At 42.3% G+C, this 1,269-nt stretch carries 2 protein-coding genes; both read right to left on the reverse strand.

Features of this window, described 5'->3' with window-relative positions; genetic code table 11:
• A partial coding sequence (locus ACFIK8_RS09495; RefSeq protein WP_375669281.1) for a chorismate mutase occupies positions 1 to 128 on the reverse strand: 128 nt, incomplete at its 3' end.
• The coding region (locus ACFIK8_RS09500) for a signal recognition particle protein (protein ID WP_375669280.1) at positions 103 to 1,269 on the reverse strand (1,167 nt) is incomplete at its 5' end. The genes ACFIK8_RS09500 and ACFIK8_RS09495, both read right to left, overlap by 26 nt.

Consider the following 1,269-nt stretch of genomic DNA (forward strand, 5'->3'; position numbering starts at 1 on the left):
GCTTTTAAGCGTCCAATTGCTTGCGTACAACGAAAACGCTCTGCTAAAATATGAATCAACATTGTATCAAAATTATCAATAGATGTTCGTAAATACGTCAATTCACTCAATATTTTTTCCTGCATCATCCTTCCTTCCCTCTTTGCATCTTATTTTTTCTTGGGAGGCTGAGGAAAATTCCCCCCTATGATCGGTATTGCCATTGGAAAAACCAGGAAAGAGAGAACCACGCCCCGGAAGACCGGGTAAGACTTTCTTTCCATGACCACCTTGAATCTGTTTCTGATATGTTGAGAATTGCTTTGGATCAAATTGCGATAAATCGGGCATAGTTACAGAATCTCCATTTAAAGCTCCCACACCCCCAAGCCCCATTTTAGAACCAAATGCCCCAAACATTTTTTTCATCAAACCGCCTTTACCCTTACCTCCTATGACTTTCACCATATCAGCCATTTGGCGATGCATTTTCAAAAGCTTATTAATATCAGCAGTACTCGTGCCAGAGCCCTTAGCAATCCGTTGTTTACGACTATGTTTCAAAATCTCTGGATTGGCACGCTCGCAGGACGTCATTGATGAAATAATAGCCAATTGACGATTAAACAAACGGTCATCAAAACCCGCGGCGGCAAGTTGATTTTTTACCTTGCCCAACCCTGGCAGCATTTCCATAAAGCCGCCTATTCCCCCAAGTTTTTTCATTTTCTGTAATTGTTCTGCAAAATCATTTAGGTCGAATTTTCCAGCTTGCATTTTTTTTGCAAAAGCGACCGCTTTTTCATGATCCATCGTTTCAGCAGCTTTTTCCACCAAAGAAACAATATCGCCCATTCCAAGAATCCGATCAGCAATGCGACTGGGATGAAATTCTTCTAAATCGTCTATTTTTTCTCCGATTCCAATTGCTTTTATCGGCTTTCCCGTAACAGCACGCATTGAAAGAGCGGCACCACCGCGGCCATCACTATCCATACGTGTTAAGATAATCCCTGTAATCCCTACACGCTCATCAAAAGAACGTGCAAGGTGAACAGCATCTTGACCAGTAAGACTATCGGCAACCAACATAATTTCATAAGGAAGGCAAGAATCTTTAATTTGAGCCAATTCGAGCATCAAAGCTTCATCGATATGGTTGCGGCCTGCTGTATCAAGAAGCAGCACATCATAACCGCCTAATTTGGCTGCTTGTACCGCACGTGTTGCGATATCGATAGGAGATTGTCCTGCAATAATGGGCAAACTTGCAAGTTTTGCCTGTTCTCC

This window comes from Bartonella sp. MR168JLCBS (assembly GCF_042194175.1).